Source organism: Pseudomonas sp. GW821-FHT03A09 (genome assembly GCF_059421065.1).
The window spans coordinates 1-25,527 of sequence record NZ_JBWKUX010000014.1; the positions used below are offsets into that span (position 1 = coordinate 1).

At 59.4% G+C, this 25,527-nt stretch carries 26 protein-coding genes; 11 read left to right on the forward strand and 15 right to left on the reverse strand.

What is annotated here, in order from left to right:
- Positions 1–81: 81 nt before the first annotated feature.
- On the reverse strand, positions 82–1,281 hold the full coding sequence (tyrS, locus tag AC07V4_RS21955) for a tyrosine--tRNA ligase (RefSeq protein WP_492634813.1): 1,200 nt from the start codon (positions 1,279–1,281) through the stop codon (positions 82–84).
- Positions 1,282–1,490: 209 nt separating this feature from the next.
- Here tyrS and AC07V4_RS21960 point away from each other — a divergent pair, with 209 nt between their 5' ends.
- On the forward strand, positions 1,491–2,903 hold the full coding sequence (locus AC07V4_RS21960; protein WP_492634814.1) for a peptidoglycan DD-metalloendopeptidase family protein: 1,413 nt from the start codon (positions 1,491–1,493) through the stop codon (positions 2,901–2,903).
- 3 nt (positions 2,904–2,906) lie between these two features.
- Entirely contained in the window at positions 2,907–3,998 is a 1,092-nt protein-coding gene (locus tag AC07V4_RS21965) for an anhydro-N-acetylmuramic acid kinase (RefSeq protein ID WP_492634815.1), read from the forward strand.
- 86 nt (positions 3,999–4,084) lie between these two features.
- On the opposite strand, the gene erpA is transcribed toward AC07V4_RS21965, so the two are convergent.
- Positions 4,085–4,435 (reverse strand): iron-sulfur cluster insertion protein ErpA, encoded by a 351-nt coding sequence (gene erpA, locus AC07V4_RS21970; RefSeq protein WP_003176443.1) that lies wholly within the window; start codon positions 4,433–4,435, stop codon positions 4,085–4,087.
- A gap of 165 nt (positions 4,436–4,600) precedes the next feature.
- The gene (gene argC, locus AC07V4_RS21975; RefSeq protein WP_492634816.1) at positions 4,601–5,635 is read right to left on the reverse strand and encodes an N-acetyl-gamma-glutamyl-phosphate reductase; all 1,035 of its coding nucleotides are present in this window, start codon (positions 5,633–5,635) and stop codon (positions 4,601–4,603) included.
- 135 nt (positions 5,636–5,770) lie between these two features.
- Here argC and hemJ point away from each other — a divergent pair, with 135 nt between their 5' ends.
- From hemJ to coq7, 6 genes are all read left to right on the forward strand, one after another.
- The gene (gene hemJ / locus AC07V4_RS21980; protein ID WP_492634817.1) at positions 5,771–6,199 is read left to right on the forward strand and encodes a protoporphyrinogen oxidase HemJ; all 429 of its coding nucleotides are present in this window, start codon (positions 5,771–5,773) and stop codon (positions 6,197–6,199) included.
- A gap of 24 nt (positions 6,200–6,223) precedes the next feature.
- Complete coding sequence (locus AC07V4_RS21985) at positions 6,224–7,186, forward strand: NAD(P)H-dependent flavin oxidoreductase (RefSeq protein WP_492634818.1); 963 nt, start codon at positions 6,224–6,226, stop codon at positions 7,184–7,186.
- Positions 7,187–7,255: 69 nt separating this feature from the next.
- Positions 7,256–8,218, forward strand: a complete 963-nt coding sequence (locus AC07V4_RS21990) for a DUF805 domain-containing protein (protein WP_492634819.1) — start codon at positions 7,256–7,258, stop codon at positions 8,216–8,218.
- Positions 8,219–8,282: 64 nt separating this feature from the next.
- The gene (locus AC07V4_RS21995) at positions 8,283–9,071 is read left to right on the forward strand and encodes an SDR family NAD(P)-dependent oxidoreductase (RefSeq protein ID WP_431748615.1); all 789 of its coding nucleotides are present in this window, start codon (positions 8,283–8,285) and stop codon (positions 9,069–9,071) included.
- Positions 9,072–9,117: 46 nt separating this feature from the next.
- Positions 9,118–9,456: a histidine triad nucleotide-binding protein gene (locus AC07V4_RS22000; protein WP_003210943.1), complete on the forward strand. Its 339-nt coding sequence runs from the start codon at positions 9,118–9,120 to the stop codon at positions 9,454–9,456.
- Positions 9,457–9,573: 117 nt separating this feature from the next.
- On the forward strand, positions 9,574–10,221 hold the full coding sequence (gene coq7, locus AC07V4_RS22005) for a 2-polyprenyl-3-methyl-6-methoxy-1,4-benzoquinone monooxygenase (RefSeq protein ID WP_492634820.1): 648 nt from the start codon (positions 9,574–9,576) through the stop codon (positions 10,219–10,221).
- Positions 10,222–10,286: 65 nt separating this feature from the next.
- Here coq7 and AC07V4_RS22010 read toward each other — a convergent pair whose 3' ends face one another.
- Positions 10,287–10,709 (reverse strand): OsmC family protein, encoded by a 423-nt coding sequence (locus tag AC07V4_RS22010; protein ID WP_005792019.1) that lies wholly within the window; start codon positions 10,707–10,709, stop codon positions 10,287–10,289.
- Positions 10,710–10,955: 246 nt separating this feature from the next.
- Between AC07V4_RS22010 and crp the strand changes: the two genes are divergently transcribed.
- A complete protein-coding gene (gene crp / locus AC07V4_RS22015) occupies positions 10,956–11,600 on the forward strand; it encodes a cAMP-activated global transcriptional regulator CRP (protein ID WP_431748613.1) in 645 nt (214 codons plus the stop codon).
- On the opposite strand, the gene AC07V4_RS22020 is transcribed toward crp, so the two are convergent.
- From AC07V4_RS22020 to AC07V4_RS22035, 4 genes are all read right to left on the reverse strand, one after another.
- The gene (locus tag AC07V4_RS22020; RefSeq protein ID WP_492634821.1) at positions 11,597–12,292 is read right to left on the reverse strand and encodes a lipoate--protein ligase family protein; all 696 of its coding nucleotides are present in this window, start codon (positions 12,290–12,292) and stop codon (positions 11,597–11,599) included. The genes crp and AC07V4_RS22020 overlap by 4 nt on opposite strands.
- A gap of 155 nt (positions 12,293–12,447) precedes the next feature.
- On the reverse strand, positions 12,448–13,284 hold the full coding sequence (gene trpC / locus AC07V4_RS22025) for an indole-3-glycerol phosphate synthase TrpC (RefSeq protein ID WP_492634822.1): 837 nt from the start codon (positions 13,282–13,284) through the stop codon (positions 12,448–12,450).
- Positions 13,281–14,330 carry an anthranilate phosphoribosyltransferase gene (gene trpD / locus AC07V4_RS22030; protein ID WP_492634823.1) on the reverse strand — a complete coding sequence of 350 codons (1,050 nt, stop codon included), beginning with the start codon at positions 14,328–14,330 and terminating at the stop codon, positions 13,281–13,283. Before trpD ends, trpC begins: the two co-directional genes overlap by 4 nt.
- Before the next feature lie 9 nt (positions 14,331–14,339).
- On the reverse strand, positions 14,340–14,933 hold the full coding sequence (locus AC07V4_RS22035) for an aminodeoxychorismate/anthranilate synthase component II (RefSeq protein WP_017138081.1): 594 nt from the start codon (positions 14,931–14,933) through the stop codon (positions 14,340–14,342).
- Positions 14,934–15,397: 464 nt separating this feature from the next.
- Here AC07V4_RS22035 and estP point away from each other — a divergent pair, with 464 nt between their 5' ends.
- Positions 15,398–17,317, forward strand: a complete 1,920-nt coding sequence (estP, locus tag AC07V4_RS22040; RefSeq protein ID WP_492634824.1) for an esterase EstP — start codon at positions 15,398–15,400, stop codon at positions 17,315–17,317.
- A 138-nt stretch (positions 17,318–17,455) separates the two neighbouring features.
- On the opposite strand, the gene trpE is transcribed toward estP, so the two are convergent.
- The 4 genes from trpE to AC07V4_RS22060 form a co-directional block, all read right to left on the reverse strand.
- Positions 17,456–18,937, reverse strand: a complete 1,482-nt coding sequence (gene trpE, locus AC07V4_RS22045) for an anthranilate synthase component I (protein ID WP_492634825.1) — start codon at positions 18,935–18,937, stop codon at positions 17,456–17,458.
- Between the two features lie 70 nt (positions 18,938–19,007).
- Positions 19,008–19,826 carry a phosphoglycolate phosphatase gene (locus AC07V4_RS22050; RefSeq protein ID WP_492634826.1) on the reverse strand — a complete coding sequence of 273 codons (819 nt, stop codon included), beginning with the start codon at positions 19,824–19,826 and terminating at the stop codon, positions 19,008–19,010.
- Positions 19,823–20,497 (reverse strand): ribulose-phosphate 3-epimerase, encoded by a 675-nt coding sequence (rpe, locus tag AC07V4_RS22055; RefSeq protein WP_492634827.1) that lies wholly within the window; start codon positions 20,495–20,497, stop codon positions 19,823–19,825. Before rpe ends, AC07V4_RS22050 begins: the two co-directional genes overlap by 4 nt.
- Positions 20,498–20,581: 84 nt before the next feature.
- Entirely contained in the window at positions 20,582–21,730 is a 1,149-nt protein-coding gene (locus tag AC07V4_RS22060) for an iron-containing alcohol dehydrogenase (RefSeq protein ID WP_492634828.1), read from the reverse strand.
- A gap of 183 nt (positions 21,731–21,913) precedes the next feature.
- Here AC07V4_RS22060 and AC07V4_RS22065 point away from each other — a divergent pair, with 183 nt between their 5' ends.
- A complete protein-coding gene (locus AC07V4_RS22065; protein ID WP_492634829.1) occupies positions 21,914–22,888 on the forward strand; it encodes an alpha/beta hydrolase family protein in 975 nt (324 codons plus the stop codon).
- 130 nt (positions 22,889–23,018) lie between these two features.
- Here AC07V4_RS22065 and AC07V4_RS22070 read toward each other — a convergent pair whose 3' ends face one another.
- From AC07V4_RS22070 to AC07V4_RS22080, 3 genes are read right to left on the reverse strand one after another with little or no spacing between them, the layout of a single operon-like run.
- The gene (locus tag AC07V4_RS22070) at positions 23,019–23,786 is read right to left on the reverse strand and encodes a TerB family tellurite resistance protein (RefSeq protein WP_492634830.1); all 768 of its coding nucleotides are present in this window, start codon (positions 23,784–23,786) and stop codon (positions 23,019–23,021) included.
- Position 23,787: 1 nt separating this feature from the next.
- Positions 23,788–24,462 carry an N-acetylmuramate alpha-1-phosphate uridylyltransferase MurU gene (gene murU, locus AC07V4_RS22075; protein ID WP_492634831.1) on the reverse strand — a complete coding sequence of 225 codons (675 nt, stop codon included), beginning with the start codon at positions 24,460–24,462 and terminating at the stop codon, positions 23,788–23,790.
- On the reverse strand, positions 24,459–25,484 hold the full coding sequence (locus tag AC07V4_RS22080; RefSeq protein ID WP_431753634.1) for an aminoglycoside phosphotransferase family protein: 1,026 nt from the start codon (positions 25,482–25,484) through the stop codon (positions 24,459–24,461). The genes murU and AC07V4_RS22080 overlap by 4 nt, the downstream gene beginning before the upstream one ends.
- Positions 25,485–25,527: the final 43 nt, after the last annotated feature.

Genomic DNA, 25,527 nt, shown 5'->3' on the forward strand with positions numbered 1-25,527 from the left:
AGGAGTTTTCCGTTTCGACTGCGCCGGAAGTGGGGCGAATTATAGACAGATATAATTCGCCGTCAACACTTAATTTCAGCTTTATTCAGCCTTGAGCGTAATACGCGCAAACGCTTTCTTCCCAGCCTGACAAACGTGGGTAGCGCCGAGCTCGTATATAAAGGTGCGATCAACCACTTCACCATCTATACGCACACCACCGGAACCCAGCAGATCACGCGCCACCGCCGAGTTCTTCACCAGGCCCGCCTTATTAAGGACGGCCGCAATCGGCATTGCCTCCGCAGCAGCCAACTCAATCTCCGGCAGATCATCCGGCAACTCGCCATCCTTCATACGATTACCCGCCGCACGATGAGCGCTGGCCGCAGCCTCTTCACCATGGAAGCGGGCAACAATCTCTTCCGCCAGCTTGATCTTCACATCACGCGGATTGGCACCTGCCTCTACTTCAGCGCGCAGTGCATTGACCTCATCCATCGAGCGGAAGCTCAGCAGCTCGAAGTAACGCCACATCAGCGCATCCGGAATAGAAACCAGCTTGCCGTACATCACGCCCGGCGCTTCCTGGATGCCCACATAGTTACCCAGGGATTTGGACATCTTCTTGACACCATCCAACCCTTCCAACAACGGCATGGTCAAAATGCATTGAGCTTCTTGCCCGTATGCACGCTGCAGCTCACGCCCCATCAGCAAGTTGAATTTCTGATCAGTACCGCCCAACTCGACGTCCGCGCGCAACGCCACCGAGTCATACCCCTGAACCAGCGGATACAGAAACTCGTGAATAGCGATCGGCTGATTCGTGGAGTAGCGCTTGTCGAAGTCATCACGCTCAAGCATTCGCGCGACGGTGTACTGAGAGGTCAGGCGAATAAAGTCCGCCGGCCCCATCTGGTCCATCCAAGTGGAGTTGAACGCCACCTCGGTCTTGGCCGGGTCGAGAATCTTGAATACTTGTGTCTTATAGGTCTCGGCATTGTCGAGAACCTGCTCACGGGTCAGCGGTGGGCGTGTTGTGCTCTTGCCGCTCGGATCACCAATCATCCCGGTGAAGTCACCGATGAGAAAGATGACCTGATGCCCCAGCTCCTGGAACTGACGCAGCTTATTAATAAGCACGGTATGACCCAGGTGCAGATCCGGCGCCGTCGGATCAAAGCCAGCCTTGATACGCAGGGGTTGGCCACGCTTGAGCTTCTCGATCAGCTCAGCCTCGACCAACAGTTCTTCCGCACCACGTTTTATCAGCGCTAGCTGCTCTTCAACCGACTTCATAACAGACCCGCAAGGCTCGAATTCAAAAGGGAACCAACCATACAAGATCAGGGACTAATTACAAGTTTTGCCCTACGCACGGACACCACTCAGCAAGCCCAGCGTTCGCGAGCTTGCGCCACAGATGATTTGGTTATATTTTATACAGTTATTTCATCTTCATCATGTCATTCATCTTTTCCATTTCATCTTCAAAGTCAAAATTACTTATGACCACAGAACCGTCTAAAGCGCCGCCGCTTTACCCGAAGACCCACCTGCTCGCCGCAAGTGGTATCGCCGCTCTTCTCAGCCTGGCACTCCTGGTATTCCCTTCCAGTGACGTAGAAGCCAAACGAACATCCCTGAGCCTTGACCTGGAAAGCCCAGTTGAACAACTGACACAAGATCAAGACGCTTCCGACGCACAGCAAGCCACAAATGCTCCAACTGAGTCCCCGTTCGCACAAATAGAAAGCACTCCCGAGGACACCCAGCAAGCCACCCAGGAACAGCCTACGGTAGTCGCCCCCAAGAACCCACAGCACCGCGAAGTCATCGTGGCCAAAGGCGACACACTATCCACCCTGTTCGAAAAGGTAGGCCTGCCTGCCGCCACCGTGACTGACGTGCTGGCCAGCGATAAACAAGCCAAGCAATTTACCCAGCTCAAACACGGCCAAAAGCTCGAATTCGAACTGACGCCCGCAGGACAACTGAAGAATCTGCACACCAATATCAGCGACCTGGAAAGCATCAGCCTGACCAAGGGTGCAAAAGGCTTTGCCTTCAACCGCACCACCACCAAGCCCCTGATGCGCTCCGCCTACGTGCACGGCGTAATCAATAGCTCGCTGTCTCAATCGGCCGCCCGCGCCGGCCTGTCCCACAGCATGACCATGGACATGGCCAGTGTGTTCGGCTACGACATCGACTTCGCCCAAGACATCCGCCAGGGTGACGAGTTCGACGTGATCTACGAGCAGAAAGTCGCCAACGGCAAGGTCGTTGGCACCGGCGCCATTCTTTCTGCACGCTTCACCAACCGCGGCAAGACCTACACTGCGGTTCGCTATACCAACAAACAAGGCAATACCAGCTACTACACCGCCGATGGCAACAGCATGCGCAAAGCCTTCATCCGCACGCCGGTGGACTTCGCCCGTATTAGCTCGCGTTTCTCCATGGGTCGCAAGCATCCAATTCTGAACAAAATTCGCGCCCACAAAGGCGTCGACTACGCAGCCCCTCGCGGCACGCCAATCAAGGCGGCCGGCGACGGCAAAGTCCTGCTGGCCGGACGCCGTGGCGGTTACGGCAACACGGTGATCATCCAGCACGGCAACACCTACCGTACGCTGTATGGCCACATGCAAGGCTTCGCCAAAGGCGTATCGACAGGCAGCAACGTGAAGCAAGGCCAGGTGATTGGCTATATCGGAACCACTGGCCTGTCGACCGGCCCACACTTGCACTATGAGTTCCAGGTCAACGGCGTCCACGTGGACCCACTGGGCCAGAAGCTGCCGATGGCAGACCCAATCGCCAAGGCCGAACGCGCACGCTTCCTGCAACAAAGCCAGCCGTTGATGGCGCGCATGGATCAAGAGCGCTCCACCCTGCTAGCATCGGCGAAGCGTTAAGGTATGCCTCTCTATATAGGAGTGATGTCCGGGACCAGCCTCGATGGCCTGGACATCGCCTTGATCGAGCAAGGCCCGGCGATCAAGTTGATCGCCACGCACTACATCCCGATGCCAGATACCTTGCGTACCGAATTGCTCGCCTTATGCGCCAGCGGGCCGGATGAGATCGCCCGATCAGCCATTGCCCAGCAGAACTGGGTGAACTTGGCCGCGCAAGGCATTCACACTCTACTCGACCAGCAAAACCTCAAGCCCCAGGACATTCGTGCGATCGGCAGCCATGGCCAGACCATCCGCCATGAGCCTGCCCGGGGCTTCACCATACAAATCGGTAATCCGGCGTTGCTCACCGAGCTGACGAACATCACCGTGGTCAGCGACTTCCGCAGCCGCGATGTTGCCGCCGGCGGCCAGGGCGCCCCACTGGTGCCCGCCTTCCACGAAGCGTTATTTGGTGAGCGCACCGGTAACCGTGCCGTATTAAATGTGGGAGGTTTCAGTAACCTCAGCCTGATCGAGACTGGCAAGCCTGTAGCCGGCTTCGACTGCGGCCCGGGCAACGTCCTACTGGATGCGTGGATTCACCATCAACGCGGCGATCACTTTGACCGCGACGGCCAGTGGGCAGCCAGCGGCAAGGTTGAGCTCCAGCTACTCAACACGTTGCTCAGCGATCCCTTCTTCCAGACCAAAGGCCCGAAAAGCACCGGGCGCGAAGTCTTCAACCTGGGATGGCTGCAACAGCACCTCGGCAAATTGCCCGCATTCCAACCCCAGAATGTACAGGCAACCCTGCTTGAGCTGACAGCCCTCACCATTGTCGAATCCCTGCAAGCCGCACAATCCGGAACCGAGACACTCCTGATCTGTGGCGGTGGCGCCCATAACGCCACGCTGATGAAACGCCTGGCCGCGTTACTACCCGCCACTCAGGTCGAAAGCACCGCCACCTACGGCGTAGACCCCGACTGGGTCGAAGCCATGGCCTTCGCCTGGCTAGCCCATTGCTGCCTCGAAGGTATCGCCGCCAACCGCCCGAGCGTTACCGGCGCACGCGGGCTACGGGTTCTGGGAGCAATCTACCCTGCCTGACACGTCCCTGAATCGCAGATAGCAAAACGCCGCTTGGCCGATCAAAGCCAAGCGGCGTTTTCATTCTTTCGGGATCAGTCTATCGATCAAATCGAGAACGAGGACCCACAACCACAGGTAGTGGTGGCATTAGGATTCTTGATCACGAAACGCGAACCTTCCAGACCTTCCTGATAATCCACCTCTGCACCTGCCAGGTATTGGAAGCTCATCGGGTCCACGACCAGACTGACGCCTTCGCGCTCGACGATGGTGTCGTCATCGGCCACATCTTCATCGAAGGTAAAACCGTACTGAAACCCTGAACAACCGCCGCCCGTAACGAACACGCGCAGCTTCAAGCGATCATTACCCTCTTCATCGACCAGGCTCTTCACCTTGTGCGCAGCACCGTGGGTGAATTGCAAAGCCGTGGGGGTGAAGGATTCAACGCTCATGCTGATAATCTCCCGGCGTAGCGCCGCCATATGCGTAATGGCCGGCATTATCCGCTTCTCCTAGAAAAGCGGTCAACTATTGTTACGGTATATCAATCTGCTCTGCCGCCATTAAAAACACAAAAGGCCCGATCAACGGGCCTCTTGCACAGCGACAAAATCGTCTTAAGGCAGCATGCCTGCATGGGACAAGCCCAACTTCTCATTCAGGCCGAACAGAATGTTCATGTTCTGTACCGCTTGGCCCGACGCCCCCTTGACTAGGTTATCGATTACCGACAGCACTACCACCAAGTCGCCATCCTGCGGGCGGTGCACGGCAATACGGCATACGTTGGCACCACGCACGCTACGGGTTTCCGGATGGCTGCCGGCAGGCATAACGTCGACGAACGGCTCATTGGCGTAACGCTTTTCAAACAGCGCTTGCAGGTCCACCGAGCGGTCAACCACGGTCGCGTACAACGTGGAGTGAATACCGCGGATCATCGGGGTCAGGTGAGGCACGAAGGTCAGACCCACGTCCTTGCCCGCCGCACGACGCAACCCCTGGCGGATTTCCGGCAGGTGACGATGTCCTTTTACGGCATAAGCCTTCATGCTTTCCGACGTTTCGGAGTACAGCGACCCCACCGCCGCGCCACGACCGGCGCCGCTCACACCCGATTTGCAGTCCGCGATCAAACGCGAAGTGTCCGCCAGCCCGGCTTCCAGCAATGGCAGGAAACCCAACTGAGTCGCCGTCGGATAGCAGCCCGGCACGGCAATCAGACGCGCTTGCTTGATTTGCTCACGATTGACTTCCGGCAAGCCATACACGGCCTCCTCCAGCAACTGCGGTGCACCGTGCGGCTGGCCGTACCACTTGGCCCACTCATCGGCATCCTGCAGGCGGAAGTCAGCGGACAGGTCAATCACCTTGGTGCCGGCCGCCAGCAGTTCACCGGCCAATGCGTGGGCAACACCGTGCGGCGTGGCGAAGAACACCACGTCACAGGCACCCAGGGTCTTGATGTCCGGCACGCTGAATGCCAGGCCGTCATAATGGCTTCGCAGGTTCGGGTACATATCGGCCACAGCCAGCCCGGCCTCGGATCGGGAAGTGATGACCACCACCTCTGCCTGCGGATGCTGAGCCAACAGACGCAGCAATTCGACACCGGTGTAACCCGTGCCGCCGACGATACCGACCTTGACCATAAACCTGCCCTCAACGAACCCACTGGAAAGCCGTCGATAATAGGGGCCGTATCGTCCTGCGACAACCGCCAACGTGACGTATGGGCGCATGAGCCACTACTATCTTGGCTACCGTGAACCTGGGAATAACTAAAAATGCTTTATCTATGGGTCAAAGCCTTCCATATCGTCAGTATCGTCTGCTGGTTTGCCGGACTGTTCTACCTGCCACGCCTGTTCGTCTACCACGCCCAAAGCGAAGACACCGTCAGCAAGGAACGCTTCAGCGTGATGGAGCGCAAGCTTTACCGCGGCATCATGGGGCCGGCGATGGTTGCCGCGCTAGTGTTCGGCATCTGGATGCTTGTACTCAACCCAGGCATCTTTCAATCAGGCGCCTGGATCCACGCCAAGCTGACGCTGGTCGTAGTGCTGATCGGCTACCACCACATGTGCGGCGCGCAGGTAAAACGTTTTGCCCGTGGCGAAAACACCCGCAGCCATGTCTTTTATCGCTGGTTCAATGAAGTGCCGGTTCTGATATTGCTGGCTATCGTAATTTTGGTCGTGGTCAAACCGTTCTAACTTCAATCACACGGGGTACCTCCAATGTCGCTGCCCGCTTTGCTTGAACAACGTCTGCGCCTGCCCGTGGTAGCTGCGCCGATGTTCCTGATTTCCAACCCGCAACTGGTCCTGGCGTGCTGTCGCAATGGGGTGGTGGGGAGTTTCCCGGCGCTCAACCAGCGCGAAAGCAGCGGCTTCAAGGCCTGGCTGGAAGAAATCGAAGCAGGCCTGGCGCAGTTGGACAACCCCGCGCCCTACGCCGTCAACCTGATCGTGCACAACAGCAACCCACGCCTGGAGGCTGACCTGGCGATCTGCGTCGAGCATAAAGTGCCGATCGTCATCACCAGCCTGGGCGCGGTAAAAGAACTGGTCGATGCTGTGCACAGTTACGGCGGCCTGGTGTTTCACGACGTCACCACCCGACGCCACGCAGAGAAAGCCGCAGAAGCAGGTGTCGACGGCCTGATCGCGGTCGCAGCCGGGGCCGGTGGCCATGCCGGCACCTGGAGCCCGTTCTCCTTGATCGCCGAGATCCGCCAATTCTTCGATAAAACCCTGCTACTGGCCGGTTGCCTGAATCACGGGCACGAGATCCTGGCCGCCCAGCTATTGGGCGCTGACCTCGCGTATTTCGGCACGCGCTTTATCGGCACCACCGAAAGCCATGCACCGGATGCCTATAAAGAGATGCTGCTCACATCGCGGGCTGCCGACATCGTGCACACTCCAGCGGTCTCCGGCGTACCCGCCAGCTTCATGCGCCAGAGCCTGGAAAACGCCGGCTTCGACCTCGCAGCCCTGCAAGGCAAGGGTGACGTCAACTTCGGCTCCAAGCTCAAGCCACTCAGTGACGAGGCCAAGGCCTGGAAGACGGTGTGGTCTGCCGGTCAAGGCGTTGGGGAGATCGATGACTTGCCCAGCGTTGACGAACTCGTTGCCCGCCTGGATGCCGAATACCGCAAGGCCCGCGAGCAGGCGGCACAGTTGCGCTGGCCACGCTGATACACTTGCAGGTCTGCTGACTACAGCCGACCTGCAACCCTACCCATTAGAGATGACAAGGATGCCCGCATGAGCGACAACCGTTTCAAGATTGTGTTTGATGGAGCCTTGCTCCCGGGTGTCGAAAGCACCACCGCCAAGCTGAACCTCGCTGAGCTGTTCAAGAGTGAAGTCGAAGCCATCGAAAAACTCTTCACCGGCCGCCCCGTTGCGTTGAAACGTGACCTGTCCCGCCCGGACGCCGAAACCTATCTCAACGCACTGAAAAATGCCGGAGTCGATGCGCGTATCGAAGCCGAACAACCGGTGGCCTTCAGCCTCGCCGAAACCCACGAAACAACGTCCGGCACCTCCGACTTCACGCAGCCTGCGGCCTCCCCCTATGCGCCACCGCGCGCGGCCGTGGGTGATGACTTGCCGGAATACGCCCCCCTCAACGTCTTCACCATTCACGGGCGCATTGGCCGCCTGCGCTACCTGGCTTGGACGCTGGTGCTGACCGTTGCGATGCTCGTTGCCTCCGGCATCATCGCCACTGCTGGCTTCGCCGTGGCAACCGCCTCGCCGACAGCGGGCATCATTCTGGGGTCGCTGCTGGGTTTTGCGTTGTTCGTGGCCATTCTCTGGGTCAGCGTGCAAATCGCGGTGCAGCGACTGCATGACCTTGGCTGGTCCGGCTGGTTGTGGTTCCTGAACCTGGTCCCGCTGGTGAACAGTGTCTTCCCGATCCTGTTGCTGGTATTGCCCGGCAATGCAGGCGCCAACCAATACGGCGCGCCCCCACCACGCAACTCTACGGCAGTAAAGGTTTTGGCCACCCTGTGGCTGGCGTTTATTCCAGTGATGTTGGCCATCGTGGTCACACTGGGCATGAACGGCTACCTGAACCAGCTCGAAGCCAACATGGACAGTGGTTACGAAAACAGCTCAATCACCTCCGATGACGCCACCGATCAAAGCGTCATCGTGGATGAAGAAGAGGCGCAAAGTGCTGATGAAGCAGCCGAACCTGTAGACTCTCCAGAACAGTAAAGAAACGCCCGCCAGCCTGTGATGCCTCTGTCACCGGCTCGGCGGCGTTGCGATGGAGAAAGGCATGACCCGTTACGCTCTGATCACCGGCGCCTCCAGCGGCATCGGCCTGGCTTTGGCCGAAGCCTTGGCTCGGCGCGGCCGCAGCTTGATTCTGGTGGCTCGCCAGCGTGATCAGTTGGAAAGCATTGCAATCGAATTGACTCAACGCTTTGGCGTCGAGGTGCTGTTTCGTGCCTGTGACCTGGGCGAGCCCCTGCGGTTATCCGGGTTCCTGCTGGAACTCGAAGAAGGCGAACGCCAGATCGACTTGCTGGTGAACTGCGCCGGTATCGGCACCAGCGGGCCATTTCTGGCCCAGGACTGGATGACCGAACAGGACCTGATCGAAGTCAACATCCTGGCCCTGACACGCATGTGTCACGCTCTGGGCAATGCCATGGCGCTGCATGGTGGCGGGCAAATTCTAAACGTTGCTTCGATCGCCGCGTTCCAGCCGGGCCCGTGGATGAGCAGCTACTACGCCAGCAAGGCTTATGTGCTGCACTTCTCCGAAGGCTTGCGCGAAGAGTTGAAGACCAGCGGCATAAAGGTCTCGGTTCTGTGCCCCGGCCCTACGCGCACGGCATTCTTCGGCACCGCGCAAATGGACACTGCCAAGCTCGACCGCAGCGGGCAACTGATGAGCCCCGAAGAAGTGGCGCTCTATACCGTACGCGCCTTGGAAAAAAATAAAGCCATCATCATTCCCGGGCGGCGCAACCGCTGGCTCGCCTTCAGCCCGCGTTTCAGCCCACGTTGGTTGACCCGCAAGATCGCTGGCGCGATCAACAAGGCCTATTGCCCGCGCTGACGGCCTGGGTACACTCACCCTGCACTTTCATAATGGAGAAACAGCTGTGGATACTCTGTTCACCAAGATCATCAACAGAGAAATACCTGCGAAGATCATCTATGAAGATGATCAGGTCCTCGCCTTCCACGATATTGCCCCAATGGCCCCCGTGCATTTTCTAGTCATCCCGAAAAAGCCGATCCGTACCCTCAATGACCTCACGGAAGAAGACAAAGCCCTGGCAGGCCATATTCTGTTCACAGCCCAGCGCCTGGCCGTGGAACAAGGCTGCGAAAAAGGTTTTCGCGTGGTTATGAACTGCAACGAAGATGGCGGACAGACCGTTTATCACATCCATATGCACGTGCTGGGTCAGCGCCAGATGAACTGGCCACCGGGCTGATCAGCCCTACCGTATAGGTCGCGGCCCAAGGCTGCGACCCCATGCCCTTGACTCAGCGCAAACGCTTCGCCCTCTCTTGCGGTAAACTGGCCGCCGAGATTCTTCCCGGAGGTCAGCATGACTACCCAACGTCACTACTCGCCGATTGACCGTCTGTTGCTGCAAGCCGACATGGCCATGCGTACGCTGTTGCCATTCAGTGGCCAACCGTACCGCCCATCGCCCGCCATCGTGCAACCTGATGCGCAGATGAGCGAGACCGACACCCGCCACGTCGCCGGCCTGATGCGTATCAACCATACCGGTGAAGTGTGTGCGCAAGCGCTGTACCAGGGACAGGCATTGACCGCCAAACTGCCGCAAGTACGCGCAGCGATGGAACATGCGGCCGAAGAAGAGATCGACCACCTGGCCTGGTGCGAGCAACGCATTCGTCAGTTGGGCAGTCATCCCAGCGTGCTGAACCCACTGTTCTATGGTTTGTCGTTCAGTATCGGCGCTGCTGCTGGCTTGATCAGCGATAAGGTCAGCCTCGGTTTTGTTGCCGCGACGGAACATCAGGTGTGCAAACACCTGGATGAACACCTGGAGCAATTGCCGGTGGAGGACGAGAAGTCCCGCGCCATTCTTGAGCAGATGCGCATCGATGAAGAACACCACGCAGAAAGCGCGCTGGATGCTGGCGGTTTCCGCTTCCCGGCACCGGTGAGGTTCGGCATGAGCCTGTTGGCCAAGGTCATGACCAAAAGCACCTACCGTATATAAACGTATCAAATCTGATCCACAAAAAAGGGCGCTATCGAAGCGCCCTTTTCTTTTGCCGTGCTGCGTCAGCCCAATTCGATGATTTCGTAGTCATGGGTAATTGCCACACCGGCCGCGCCGAGCATGATCGATGCAGAGCAATACTTCTCAGCCGACAACTCGATGGCACGCTTGACCTGAGCCTCTTTCAGCGCCCGGCCCTTCACCACGAAATGCATGTGGATCTTGGTAAACACCTTGGGATCTTCAGTGGCGCGCTCGGCTTCCAGGAAGGCTTCACAGCTTTCCACGGCCTGACGGGATTTTTTCAGGATGCTGACCACGTCGAAATTGCTGCAACCGCCTACACCCAGCAGGAGCATTTCCATCGGGCGTACGCCCAGGTTACGGCCACCGGCTTCCGGCGGACCGTCCATGACCACCACATGGCCACTGCCCGACTCACCGAGGAACATGGCTTCGCCCGCCCATTGGATGCGTGCCTTCATCGCCCAGACTCCACTGCTAAAAAAGGGTCGCCAGCTTAGCACAGGGCCTCGGAACCGCAGCGCACCGCATGAAAGCGATCAATGACAGCGCTTACCCGGTAAATTCATCAATCGAAGCAGAATGTGTCTGGTAAGCTGGCGCCAAATCAATGGCGCATTGCCATCCTTTGTACAGCGTGTATCAATGCCGACATCGCTGGATAAAAACAAATCCAATCACACCCTGTAGTCTTTCGGGATACAACCATGGTTGCTCTTACTCCCACACCCAAGATCAAGAACCTCGATAAGTTGTTGATGTATTGCCAGCGCCGGCGCTACCCGGCCAAGCACAACATCATCTGCGCGGGCGAGCGCTCGGAAACCCTATTCTTCATTGTGAAGGGCTCAGTCACTATCTTGATTGAGGATGAAGACGGCCGCGAAATGATCATCGCGTACCTCAATACGGGGGATTTTTTTGGGGAACTCGGGCTCTTTGAGCAAGCGGGTAAAGAGCAGGAACGCAGTGCTTGGGTGCGGGCCAAAGTCGAATGCGAAGTGGCTGAAATCAGCTACACCAAATTCCGCGAACTGGCCCAGCATGATCCCGACATCCTGTACGCCCTGAGTGGTCAGATCGCCCAGCGCCTGCGCGACACCACACGCAAGGTGGGCGACTTGGCATTCTTTGATGTGACCGGCCGTGTGGCGCGCTGCCTGCTTGAGTTGTGCAAACAGCCTGATGCCATGACTCACCCCGATGGTATGCAGATCAAGGTCACGCGCCAGGAAATCGGGCGCATTGTCGGTTGCTCACGGGAGATGGTCGGTCGCGTGCTCAAGGATCTGGAAGAGCGCAACCTGGTGCACGTCAAAGGCAAAACGATGGTGGTGTTCGGGACGCGTTAAATCGGCAGGAAACTGGCTAGCATTTGACGGTACAAGGCATCCAGCCGACTAATCGCATCCGGCGCGGGAAAGGCTTCGTGCAGCGCGATATGGCTGTCGGCACGCACTCGCTGGTCGAGGCCGCAGGCTTCGTTGAAGCGATTGACCGCCGCGATCAGTTCTTCGCGGTCGTTTTCCAGCAACAGCGCACCGTGCACTAACCCCACCGGACGACCGCCACTTTGTCGCCAGCGCTGGGCGGTACCGACCATCTTACGACCGTTGAGGTTAACGTTGTAACGACCGTCACAAAACGCCCCGTCGATTTCACCGACGGAGGCATCACCTCCCAACTCGACCAGCAAATCGCAGATCGGCTGGCATAAACGCAAGTAACCGGTTTCGATCCGATTCTGATCGCCCTCACTGCGCGGGGGGGCGTAGACCAGGGCAATGTTTACCGTCGCCGCCGATTGCGGAACCGGCTCGCCGCCTGTTTCACGCAGCAACACCGGCCAACCGGCATCGGCTGAAACCTGGCCGGCGGTTTCGAAGGCTGGCAAGCGGCTTAACCGACGTGGCATGACCAAGGCTTGGTCGCTGGGCTGCCAAAACAGCAGGCCGGATTCCTGTTCGCCGGCGCAAACGGCAGCCAGTAAGGCTTGCTCAGCGGCAAGCCCCGCTTCAACGGTCATCGACACTGGCTGGATCATCGAGCACCTACCTATCTGGATAAAGACAGAATCAAATGTGGGAGCTGGCTTGCCTGCGATACAGACACCTCGGTGTATCAATGACACCAAGGTGATGCTATCGCAGGCAAGCCAGCTCCCACAAAAGCCAGCTCCCTCACTGACCGCGTTTCAAATCAATCCAGGGTCGAACCGCTGACCGCCACACCACGCTCCGGGAAGAACAAGCGCTGCAGCTCCGCCCCCGGGTTCTCGGCACGCATGAAGGTCTCGCCCACCAGGAACGAATACACCCCACTGATTTCCATCAGCTCAACATCCGCGCGATTGACGATACCGCTCTCAGTAATCACCAGGCGATCCCGTGGAATGCGCGGCAGCAGGTCGAGGGTATTTTCCAGGCTGACTTCAAAGGTATGCAGGTTACGGTTGTTGACCCCCACCAACGGCGTGTCGAGGGTTTTCAACGCACGCTCCAGTTCGTCGCCATCATGGACTTCAACCAACACGTCCAAGCCGACGCTCTTGGCCACGGCCGCCAGCTCTGCCATTTTCACGTCATCCAGTGCGGAGACGATCAACAGCACGCAGTCGGCGCCCAAGGCTCGGGCTTCGACGATCTGATACGGGTCGACCATGAAGTCCTTGCGGATCACCGGCAACTTGCACGCCGCACGCGCCTGCTGCAGGAACACATCGGAGCCCTGGAAAAAATCGATATCGGTCAGCACCGAAAGGCAAGTCGCACCGCCCTTCTCATAGCTGACGGCAATTTCGGATGGCACAAAGTTTTCGCGGATCACGCCTTTGCTCGGCGAGGCCTTTTTGATCTCGGCAATCACGGCTGGCTGCTTGAGCTTGGCCTGAGCCATCAAAGCCTTGGCAAAGCCGCGCGGAGCATCGGCGACTTTCGCCTGGGCCTCGAGTTCCGCCAGACTCACACAGGCACGGCGCTCGGCGACTTCTTCGGCTTTGCGGGCCAGAATCTTTTCCAGAACGGTCGGAACACTCATCCTTCATTCTCCATCTTGAACACAGCGGTGAATGCTCCCAACTCTTCGAGCTTCTCGCGAGCCAGACCGGTGTGCAACGCATCGTGGGCCAAAGCGACACCTTCCTTAAGACTATAGGCGTGGTCCGCTGCGTAAAGTGCTGCGCCAGCATTCAGAACAATCATTTCTGCTGCTTTTTGGCCGTTTTCAGTCTTACGGCGCCCCAAGGCATCACGGATCAATTCCAGTGACGCTGCCGGACTTTCCACCGACAGGCCGTGCAAGCTCTGGCTCTTCATACCAAGGTCTTCGGGCTCGACCCAGTATTCAGTGACCTGGTCATTTTTCAGCTCCGCCACAAAGGTCGGTGCCGCCAGGCTGAATTCGTCCAGGCCATCCTTGGAATGCACCACCAGCACGTGCTTGCTGCCCAAACGCTGCAGCACTTCGGCCAATGGCCGGCACAGCGCCTGGCTGAAAACGCCCACCACCTGATGTTTCACACCGGCCGGATTCGTAAGCGGGCCGAGCATGTTGAACAGGGTACGCAGGCCAAGATCCTTGCGCGGGCCAGCGGCGTATTTCATAGCACCGTGATGGGACTGGGCAAACATGAAGCCAATGCCGACGCTGTCGATGCAGCGCGCCACTTGCACCGGCGTCAGGTTCAGGTAGATCCCGGCCGCTTCCAGCAAGTCGGCACTGCCGCTTTTGCCGGAGACCGCACGGTTACCGTGCTTGGCCACGGTGCAGCCAGCGGCGGCAACCACAAAGGATGAAGCCGTCGACACGTTGAAGATGTTGGCGCCGTCACCGCCGGTGCCGACCACGTCGACCACACCTTCGAGGGTATTGAGTTCGACCTTGTCTGCCAGCTCGCGCATCACCGACACGGCGCCGACGATTTCGTCGATGCTCTCGCTCTTCATGCGCATCGCCATCATGAATGCGCCGATCTGCGCATCGGTGCATTGACCGGTCATGATTTCGCGCATCACATCGCTCATTTCAGCGGTGCTCAGGTCCAGATGGCCGACGATACGGCTCAGGGCAGTCTTGATATCCATGGAAAGTCCTTAGCGCGTGCCGCCGCTCTGCTTGAGAAAGTTGGCGAACAGCTCGTAGCCCTGCTCGGTCAGGATCGATTCGGGGTGAAACTGCACCCCTTCGATATTCAGTGTCTTGTGGCGCAAGCCCATGATCTCGTCGACCGAGCCGTCTTCCAGCTGGGTCCAGGCGGTCAGTTCCAGGCATTCAGGCAACGTTTCGCGCTTGACCACCAGTGAGTGGTAGCGAGTCACGGTCACCGGCAGGTTGAGGCCGTGGAATACCCCCAGGTCTTTATGGAACACCGGGCTGGTCTTGCCGTGCATGACCTGGCGCGCGCGCACCACGTCACCGCCAAAGGCCTGGCCGATGGACTGATGGCCCAGGCACACACCCAGGATCGGCAACTTACCAGCGAAGTACTTGATCGCTTCGAGGGAGATACCCGCCTCGGTCGGCGTGCACGGGCCCGGGGAAACCACAATGCGCTCCGGGTTCAGGGCGGCGATCTCGGCCACGGTCAGCTCATCGTTGCGCACCACCTTGACCTCGGCACCGAGTTCGCCCAGGTACTGCACAACGTTGTAGGTAAAGGAATCGTAGTTATCAATCATCAGCAACATGTGGGTTCAAACCTCTTGAATTCACTGATTTCGAATGACCGCCTTCCAAGAGAGTGTCCCGCTGCCAGACGCACGTTCCGGTTGCCAGGGTGAGCCGGCAAGGGGCGTCAAACAGAGGGTGCAGAAGGCAAATCGGTACAGGTCCGGCCGGGCCGGCAGAGAAAAATGTCAGGCGCGCCAACGCCAACGGGCGTGTGCCTTGACTACTCGCATCAAGAGTTTGCTGATGATCAACACGGGGAGGGTCTCGTTCATACGTTCAGGCACAGTAACGTAGCCTCGCCAGCGGTGCAATATGGAGCCGCAAATACGGGAAAACCTCCTACAAACGACTTGTAGGCAAATTCTGTTTTCACTTGCAGAAAACACCCTACGCTTTGCTAATGTCTCACTTCCGACACAACAACAACAACAACAACAACAACAACAACAACAACAACAACAACAACTAAATGGACTTTTGCATGCTCAGAGCACCGTTTTTCGCGCCCCTGGCTAGTTGCCTCCTGTCCCTGGCCTGCACGCAGGCACTTGCAGCCCCTTCACCTTACTCAACCATGGTGGTGTTCGGCGACAGTCTCGCGGACGCCGGCCAGTTCCCCGATGGCAATGCCGGGGCCACCTTGCGCTTCACCAACCGTACAGGACCAACGTTCCAGGGCGACTATGGCCTGGTTTCATCAACCCTGCTCGGCGCAAAGCTGGGGGTTGCGCCAAACGACCTGAACGCCTCCACTTCCCCGGTTCGAGCGGCACAAGGTCTGCCTGACGGGAACAACTGGGCCGTCGGCGGCTACCGTACCGACAATATCCTGGACTCCATCACCTCAGTCTCCAACGCAGCGATTCCACCCGGCAACCCCGGTGGTGGCACCGTGCTGCGCAGCCGCCAGGGTTACCTGCCCGCCAATGGCGGACGAGCCGACCCCAACGCACTGTATTTCCTCTCCGGTGGCGGCAATGATTTTTTGCAAGGCCGCGTACTCAGTCCCGACCAAGCGGTTGCCGCGGGCGGACGCCTGGCCGACAGCGCCCAAGCCCTGCAACAAGCGGGGGCGCGCTACATCATGGTGTGGATGTTGCCTGACCTGGGGCTGACACCGGCCATCAACGGCACGCCGGCGCAAGGGCCAAGCACGGCCCTGAGCAACATTTTCAACCAGGCGCTGGTACAACGCCTGTCGCAGATCGACGCTCAGGTCATTCCGCTGAACATCCCGCTGCTGTTGAAGGAAACCTTCGCCGACCCGGCCCGCTTCGGCCTGGCCACCGACCAGAACCTCACCGGTACCTGCTTCAGCGACCCTGATTGCGCCAACCCGACCTATGGGCTTGGCGGCACCCACCCAGACCCGACCAAGCTGATCTACAACGACACGGTGCACCCCACCATTGCCGGGCAACGGCTGATCGCCGACTACGCTTACTCGCTGCTCGCGGCGCCATGGGAAGTGAGCCTGCTGCCGGAGATGGCCCAAGGCACCCTGCGCGCGCACCAGGATGAGCTGCGCAACCAATGGCAAGCCGACAGCGACAACTGGCAGGCGGTGGGCCAATGGCGAGCGATTGTGGCCGGTGGTGGCCAACACTTGGATTTCGACGATCAAAGCAGCTCGGCCAGCGGTGATGGCAGTGGCTACAACGTGAATGTCGGCGGCAGCTACCGGCTCAATGAGAGCTGGCGCGTAGGCGTCGCAGCCGGGCTGTATCGCCAGACCCTCGAAGCCGGTGCACGCGATTCTGACTACAAGCTCAACAGCTACATGGGCAGCGCTTTCGCGCAGTACCAGCAAAACCATTGGTGGGCCGATGCCGCACTCACCGGCGGCAAGCTGGACTTCGACAGCCTCAAACGCAAGTTCGCCCTGGGCGTCAGCGAAGGCTCCGAGAAAGGCGACACGGACGGCTGGTTGTGGGCCTTGAGTGGCCGCGTGGGCTATGACATTGCCGCGCCAGGCAGCGACTGGCACTTGTCGCCCTTCGTCAGTGCCGATTACTCGCGGGTTGAAGTGGATGGCTACTCGGAAAAAGACAACCGTTCCACCGCTCTGACCTTCGCCGATCAACAACGCGACTCCAAGCGTCTCGGCTTGGGCCTGCAGGGCAGCTACCGTGTGACGCCGCAAACCCAGGTGTTTGGCGAAGTGGCTCACGAGCACGAGTTCGAAAACGACACCCAAAAGGTGAAGATCTCGCTCAACAGCGTGCAGGGGATCGATTTCAAGCTGGACGGCTACACGCCCCGCAGCAACTCGGATCGCTTGAGCCTGGGTGTCAGCCATAAGCTGACGCAGGAGCTGGCGCTGAGGGCGGCGTATAACGTGAGGAAGGATGACAACCTGACTCAGCAAGGGGTGAGCGTTGGTGTGAGCCTGGACTTCTAGACCGGTCTATAACTGTTCACCAAACAACTGTGGGAGCGGGCTTGCCCGCGATGTCGGTGGATCAGTCACTAAATGTATCGACTGACACTCTGCCATCGCGGGCAAGCCCGCTCCCACACTTGAATCTGTGCCTGGCCGTTAGCTTTGCGGGGTTTGTTCGGCCAAGGCTACGGCACGGAACATCGCGCGGCGCTTGTTCAGGGTTTCTTCCCACTCCAGGGCCGGCACCGAGTCAGCCACAATCCCGCCACCCGCTTGCACATGCAGTTCGCCATCCTTGATCACCGCCGTGCGGATCGCAATCGCGGTGTCCATGTTGCCGTTCCAGGCGAAATAACCCACCGCACCGCCGTAGACGCCACGCTTGACTGGCTCCAGCTCGTCGATGATCTCCATCGCACGGATCTTCGGCGCCCCCGACAAAGTGCCCGCTGGCAGGATCGCCCGTAATGCGTCCATCGCGGTCAAGCCAGCCTTCAACTCACCGGTGACGTTGGAGACGATGTGCATCACATTGGAATAACGCTCGATCACCATCTTCTCGGTCAGTTTCACCGAACCGATTTCCGAAACTCGCCCGGTATCGTTGCGGCCCAGGTCGATGAGCATCAAGTGCTCGGCGATTTCCTTGTCGTCGCTCAGCAGATCTTCTTCCAGCGCCAGATCCGCCTCTTCTGTCGCGCCACGCGGGCGCGTGCCGGCAATGGGGCGCACAGTGATCAGGTTGTCTTCAACCCGCACCAATACTTCAGGCGAACTGCCCACCACATGGAAGTCGCCAAAGTTGAAGAAGTACATGTACGGCGTCGGGTTGAAACAGCGCAGCGCGCGATACAGATCGATCGGTGCGGCCTTGAAATCGATGGACATACGTTGCGACGGCACCACCTGCATGCAGTCACCGGCGAGGATGTATTCCTTGATCGTGTCGACTGCACGCTCGTAGTCATCCTGAGTAAAGCTGGAGCGGAACACCGGGTCGGCAGCAGGCGGGCGGCTGAGGTCCAGGCCACGACGCGGGGTGATCGGCTGACGCAGTTTTTCCAGCAAGGCTTCGAGGCTGGCCTGGCCTTGTTCGAACGCATCCGCCTGGGACGGGTCTGCCAGGACGATCGCATGCATCTTGCCAGCGAGGTTGTCGAACACCACCACCGCGTCGGAGACCATCAGCAGAATGTCCGGCACGCCCAGTGGGTCCGGGTTCGGGCATTTGCCCAAGCGCTTTTCCACATAACGCACGCAGTCGTAGCCGAAGTAACCCACCAGGCCGCCGTTGAAGCGCGGCAGGCCGGGAATGGTCGGCACGTTGTAGCGCGCCTTGAAGGATTCAACGAAGGCCAGCGGGTCTTCCACGTCGTGGCTTTCGATCTCGACGCCATCATGGGTGATGCTCACCCGATGGTCGTGTACCCGCAGCACGGTGCGGCACGGCAGGCCGATGATCGAATAACGCCCCCATTTCTCGCCGCCCTGCACCGATTCGAGCAGGTAGGAGTTGGGCTCGTCAGCCAATTTCAGGTAGATCGACAACGGCGTGTCGAAGTCCGCCAGGGTTTCGCGGGCCATGGGAATACGGTTATAGCCGGCAGCGGCCAAACGCAGGAATTCTTCGCGGATCATGAGGTGCCTCGTGGCTTGAGGAGCTAACAGTCAGGTATGCAAAAGTGCCGCAGCGTGCGGCGAGGATCAGTCAGGCGCGCCAACGCCAGCGGGCCAGGGCCTTGATGACTTTCATCCAGAGTTTGCGAGTGACCACCACGATGGAATTTCCAGAAGGGGTTGAATCAATGTCGGGCAACGTTATCTCAGCGCCCGCTTCCAAGCAACCGGGGATTAGCCGTCGCAGGTCATCAATCACCAGCGCCGGAGACTCTTCGGCAATCGGCCGACCATGGTTGTAGCCATAGCTCAACGCCACACACTGCACGCCTGCTGCTTTCGCCGCCAACACATCACTGCGCGAATCGCCGACAAACAACGACTGGGACGCCGGGATATTGGCCATTTTCATCACGAAAAACAGCGCCGCCGGGTCGGGTTTCTTCTGCGGCAGGGTATCGCCGCCGATGATCCAGCGGAAATAGCGGCCGATTTTCATCTCATCCAACAGGGGCGCGACGAAGCGCTCTGGCTTGTTGGTGATCAGCGCCATTTCCACACCCTGCTTGCTCAACCACTTGAGGGTGTCGCGCACGCCAGGGTAAACCACGGTGAGTTCGTGGCTGCTTTCATAGGCGGCGTTGAACAGCTCCAGTGCGTGTTCGGCCTCCACATCATCCACGCCGTCGGCGTCGATGTGATTGGCCAAGGCCCGGCGCACCAGCATCTGCGCGCCATTGCCGACCCACTCACGCACCGCCTCGATCCCGGCAGGTTTGCGCCCCAGCTTGAGCAGCATCTCATCCACCGCCGCCGCCAGGTCAGGCACCGAATCGATCAAGGTACCGTCCAGATCGAACATCACCAGCCGTGGCAGTTTGCCGGGGAACAGCTGCTCAAAGCCGCTCATGGACGCGCCAGCGCCAGTTCGGCCCGCATTTTGTCGATGACTTCCTGATAGTTGGGAGCATTGAAGATCGCCGAACCGGCCACAAAGGTGTCGGCACCTGCGGCTGCGATTTCACGGATGTTATTAACGTTAACCCCACCGTCGATTTCCAGGCGGATATCACGGCCCGAGGCATCGATCAGTGCGCGGGCTTCGCGCAGTTTGTTCAGGGTGCCAGGGATGAACTTCTGCCCACCGAAGCCAGGGTTGACGCTCATCAGCAAGATCATGTCGACCTTGTCCATTACGTACTCAAGCACGCTCAACGGGGTGGCCGGGTTGAACACCAGGCCGGCCTTGCAGCCGCCTTCGTGGATAAGTTGCAGGGTACGGTCGACGTGCAGCGAGGCTTCCGGGTGGAAGGTGATGTAAGTCGCGCCGGCTTCGACGAAGTCGCCGATGATGCGGTCTACCGGGCTGACCATCAGGTGTGCATCGATCGGCGCGGTGATGCCGTACTTGCGCAGCGCCGCGCAGACCATCGGGCCAATGGTCAGGTTGGGCACGTAGTGGTTGTCCATGACATCGAAGTGCACGAAGTCCGCACCGGCGGCCAATACCTTGTCCACTTCCTCACCCAGTCGGGCGAAGTCGGCGGAGAGAATCGATGGAGCAATGACGAAGGGCTGCATGACGCACCTTTTTTGAGCTAAATCACGATGGCGCGCATTGTATACCTCATGCTTTGCCGCGCGCACCGTGACCTGGCTCAATGGCTAGTACGCCGCCCGGTAGATTTTCTCGATATCCGCCACACTGAGCTTGCGCGGATTGTTGCGCATCAGCCGTTCAATGCCGGCCGCCTCCATGGCCATGGCCGGGATCGCGTCCTCGGGAACCCCGAAGCTGCGCAGGCCTGCCGGGATCTCTACTGCGGCACACAGTCGCGTCATCGCCTCGACGGCTTGGTCGGCGGCGTCCACCACACTTAACCCCGCGATATTCACGCCCATGGCCTGGGCAATGTCGCGCATGCGTTCGACACAGGCCAACTTGTTCCACTGCATCACGTAGGGCAGCAACAGCGCATTACTCACGCCATGCCCGATATGGAAGCGTCCACCCAACGGGTACGCCAAGGCATGCACCGCCCCCACTCCGGCGTTCCCGAACGCCATGCCCGCCATCAAGCTCGCGGTGGCCATGTCGTCACGGGCTTGAAGGTGCCCCGGGTTGGCGTAAGTCTTGGGCAGCGCGCTGGCAATCAGTTTGATCGCACCGATGGCCAAGGCATCCGTGATCGGCGAGGCATTCAACGACAGGTAGGACTCGACGGCATGCACCAACGCATCCACGCCACTGGCGGCGGTGACACTGCGTGGGCAGGTGAGGGTCATTTGCGGGCTGATCAGTGCGACATCCGGCAGCAGGTAATCGCTGACGATGCCTTTTTTCAGTTGCGCGCTCTTATCCGAGAGGATCGCCACATTGGTCACCTCCGAGCCAGTGCCGGCGGTGGTCGGGATGGCGATCAGCGGCGGCCCCTTGCGCGGCACCTGGTCGACACCGAACAGATCTGCCAGGGCACCGTGGTAACCGGCATAGGCCGCGACGCTTTTGGCGATATCGATGGCACTGCCGCCGCCCAGACCGATCAGCCCGTCATGCCCGCCTTCGCGGTACACCCGCATGCAGTCTTCGACAATGGCGATTTCCGGGTCGGGCAGAACACGGTCAAAAATTTCATAACTGCGTTCGCCCAGATGCTCCAACGCCAGTGCCACCGTGCCGGAGTCGACCAACGCAGCATCGGTGACTATCAGCGGGTTATCCACATCCAGGCGCGTAAGCTCAAAAGCGAGTTGTTCGATGGCGCCAGCACCGGTCAGCAGTTTGTGGGCGATCTTGAATGAGGAAGTACTCATGTGCGCGGCCTCTTATTCAGAAATGGGCTGGCACAAGCGTAGCTCGGGATTGCGGGTTGCCCATCATTCACGAGTTCAATGATACGGCCATCAAGGCATCGCCCGAACCGCCGATAACCCATCACTGACAAACAATGACCAACCTATTAGGCTGCTGGAATCATTTCTGGCTGGGAATCAACGATGGCACCTTTCCACCGCTCGACACTGGCAACCTTGTGCCTGTCGCTGCTACTGACCAGTACCTTTTCCGTTCAGGCCGCCGACGCCCCCGCGCCCACTGCCGAAAAACCCGTCGAACGCCAACCGCTGCCCGAGCGCAGCCAAGCAGAAGCCAGCGCCCTGGAGCGCAATATTCCGCAGCACGAACAGCAACAGTTGCAGGCCGGCAGCGATTCATTCCTGGCCTTGTGGAAACCCGCCAACAGCGCCGAACCGGAAGGTGTGGTGATTATCGTCCCCGGCACCGGGGAAAATGCAGACTGGCCGCAAGCAATCGGACCATTGCGCCGCAAACTGCCCGATGCCAACTGGGGCAGCCTCAGCCTGACGCTACCCGACGTAAGCATGGACACCCTGCCGCCTCGGGTGATCGAAGCGCCTAAAGCCACGGTCGACACCAGCAGTAAAGACGGCAGCACCGCCGCCAAGCCGATCGAACAAGCCGCCAGCGCCGAAGCCGAAGGCACCGACCCAGCGGTGGTGCCGGGTGCGGAAGAACAGGACAAGAACGACGCCAAGCGCATTTTCGACCGTATAGATGCCGCCGTGGCCTTTGCCCAGACCCAGAGCGCCCGCAGCGTGGTACTGCTCGGCCATGGCAGTGGTGCCTGGTGGGCCGCACGCTACCTGAGCGAGAAACAACCGGCCCAAGTGCACAAGCTGGTGATGGTGGCCGGCAAGACCCCGATGGGTCGCCAGCCGGATTTGCAACAAGTGGCTCCAGCTCTGAAAGTGCCGACGGCAGATATTTTCTACCAAGACAGTTCCCTGGAACGTAAAAACGCCCTGGCACGTCTTCAGGCGGCCAAGCGCGGGAAGAATGATGGCTATAAGCAGGTATCCCTCAAGACCGTACCCGGCAATAGTTCGGCCGAGCAGGAACAGTTGTATCGGCGGGTTCGCGGTTGGTTGAGCCCGCAAGCCGTTGCAGACTGAACCGATCAAATGTGGGAGCTGGCTTGCCTGCGATTGCGGCGGGTCAGTTTGGCAGTGGTCACTGACAGTCCGTCATCGCAGGCAAGCCTGCTCCCACAGTGAATTGGGTGGCCACTTTCAAATCCGACCGCTATCGGAAATCCCTGCGCTCGCGGATCAACGCATAGGCGTTATGCAGCTCGCGGGTTCGTTCGGTGGCCTCGCGCACTTGCGCTGGGCTGGCGCCAGTGCCGGCTATCTTGTCCGGATGGTGGCGGCTGAGCAGCCGACGATAGGCGCGCTTGATAACCGAGGGTTCCGTGGTCGCCGTTACCCCCAGAATTCGCAACGCTTCCTGATAGGCTCCGCCTCGGTTGGCCAGGGGCTTGCGCTCCGGGGCGTAATCGGCTGCCAGTGCCTGCAACTGTTGCGGGGTCCAGCCTAGCCACTTGCCCCACAGATCAATCAAGTCACGCTCCGCGTCATCCGCCCTGCCGTCGGCCCAGGCCATGCGCCAGCAGGCGCGCAATACGCCCTCTGCCGCATGGGGTTGCGCCTTGAGTACGCGCAAATAGTTGCGCACCCGATCACTCCCGGACTTGCCACGGTTGAACGCGGTGATGGCGCGTCGCTGGGCGGGCTCGCTCATGTCGAGCGCACGCATTTCCTGGCGTGCCTGCTGGATATGTCCATCCACCACCCGGCCATTGCTCTTGGCCAGTCTGCCCAGTAGCACAAACAGCAACTCATCATTGCGCAGCGCTGGCCGCCCGCCCAGGCGCTCGCGCAGCTGTGCCCAACTCTGCAATTGCAGCCGGCGATCCAGCGCCTGTCCCAACAAGGCCCCCAACAAGGCCCCCGGAATACTGGCAATGGCAAAGCCAGCCCCGGCGCCAATCAGCGTCCCTGGCCATAACATCTTATTGCTCCGCAGTCAGCAGGGTTTCGACCTGCGCCAGGCGCTCCAAGGTGCCCACATCAATCCAGCGTCCCGCCATGTGCTCCCCCGTTACCAAACCTTTGGCCATCGCCGCCCGCAGCAGCGGCGCCAACTTGAAGGCACCGGCACTGCAACCCGCGAACAACTGGGGGTCGAGTACTGAAATGCCACTGAAGGTCAGGTTATCGGCACCGGGCGCTGCATCATGAAGCAAACCCTGGTCCAGGTAGAAATCGCCACCCGATGGGTGATGCGCCGGGTTATCCACCATCACCAGGTGGGCCTGGCCCTGGAGCGGCTGACGCAACCGGGTGAAGTCGTAGTCGGTCCAGATATCACCGTTGACTACCAGAAAGGGCTCATCACCCAGCAACGGCAACGCTTGGAAAATCCCGCCGCCGGTTTCCAGCGGCTCGCCTTCCGGCGAGTACTGGATATTCAGGCCATACCGAGCGCCGTCACCCAGATAGCTTTCGATCTGCTGACCGAGCCACGCATGGTTGATCACAACCTCGGTGAAGCCGGCCTTCGCCAGAGCCTCAAGGTGATATTCGATCAGGCGCTTGCCGCCCGCCTGCACCAGCGGCTTGGGCGTATGCAGCGTCAGCGGGCGCATGCGCTCGCCTTTGCCGGCGGCGAGGATCATCGCCTTCATACAATCGCCTCGGCAGGTTCGCGCAAGGTGGCAAACAACTCACCCAGTTCGTGCAATTCAGGCCGGTCAGCGAGCACCGCTTCTATATAAGCAAAGAAACGCGGCACGTCGGCCAGGTAGCGTGGCTTGCCATCACGATGGCAGATGCGCGCAAAGATGCCGATCACCTTGAGGTGGCGCTGCACGCCCATCAGGTCGCTGGCACGCAGGAAATCTTCGAAGTCGGCTTGCACGGGAATACCCAGTTGCACCGCGCGCTCCCAATAACCGCGCTGCCATTCCCGCACACGAGCCTGAGGCCAACTGAGGAACGCATCCTTGAACAGGCACGTGATGTCATAGGTCACCGGACCGTAGACCGCATCCTGGAAGTCCAGCACGCCTGGGTTGGGCTCGCTGATCATCAGGTTGCGTGGCATGAAATCGCGATGCACCAGCACCTTTGGCTGGGCCAGGGCGCTGTCGATCAGTTGTTCACTGACGCGTTGCCAGAGGTCTCGTTGCCGAGTATCGAATTCGATACCCAGGTGCCGGCGAACGTACCACTCGGGAAACAATTCAAGTTCGCGGCGCAGCAAGGCGACGTCGTAGCTGGGCAATGGTGCGTCCATTGGCAATTGTTGAAAGGCCAGCAGCGCATCGATGGCATCGGTAAACAATTGATCGGCGTTTCCAGCGTCAATCACGTCCAGATAGGTTTTTCTGCCCAGGTCGTTTAGCAAAAGGAAGCCGCGCGGCAAATCTTCTGCATAAATTTTTGGCACGTTTATCCCTGATTTCGCCAGCAAATCTGCAATATCGACGAAAGGTTTGCAGTTTTCCTGGGGCGGTGGCGCGTCCATGACCACGAACGTATGCGCGCCGCCTTCCCATCGGAAGTAACGCCTGAAACTCGCGTCGCTGCTGGCCGCGGTCAATGTGGCCGGGGGTACGGCACCCCAACCCTGGGCATTGAAAAGGATCGGTAATTGCTCATCCAGCCAGACTTCCAGCTGTTGTAAACGTAGATCTTGCTCGGGCATTACAAGGGTCTCCGACGGCGCTAGCCGTCAAGCGGGGCATGCT